The organism is Vibrio sp. YT-19(2023), assembly GCF_033337395.1.
The window spans coordinates 1-588 of sequence record NZ_JAWOQN010000815.1; the positions used below are offsets into that span (position 1 = coordinate 1).

A 588-nucleotide genomic window follows, 5' to 3' on the forward strand; every position below is an offset into this window, starting at 1 on the left:
ACTTAGCTGTTGCAGCTGTGGTTTGCTTTATGTGGACGAAAGTGAACTTTCGCAGTATTGACGACAGTAACTACGTCGCGTGGTCGAAGTTGGTATTTAAAGTCTCGCTGCTGGTGGTGATGGGGATAAGTGGTGTGCTTGGCGTCGAGTTGATACCTCTTGTTCTTTAAAGGCTAGACAACGGATAACCATAGTTTTAGATGCTTGCAAAAAGTGCTTTGCAATAGAACTCTGGAACTGTCAAAACATGGAGTTGAAGTGAGAGGATATTTTCGCTTTAACTCTATTTCATTGCATCTATTAATACATTTCCATTTTTGTGTTTTTATTTTCTCCCTTTCATTGACTGTTCACTCTAAAAAATCATTGTTTTAATAAATCAATGGCTTGCAAGATAAATTAACAATATATGATCGAGTTACAAGTTGGTTGGATACTACGTGCTTTAATATTGAAAATAGACTTAAGGTTGATAATCAACTCATGTTGAAAAGTAATTTTAGCTTACATATTTAACAATTGCAGAGATTTATTAGGCTAGTCGCATTTCGAAGAAACAGTTTCTACGTTTATAGACATTAAAAGATT

General features: G+C 35.0%; 1 pseudogene. It reads left to right on the forward strand.

Going from position 1 to position 588, the window contains the following annotated elements:
- Positions 1–170: pseudogene (locus tag R7E78_RS28610) on the forward strand (protoheme IX farnesyltransferase); the annotation flags it as partial.
- Between the last annotated feature and the right edge of the window lie 418 nt (positions 171–588).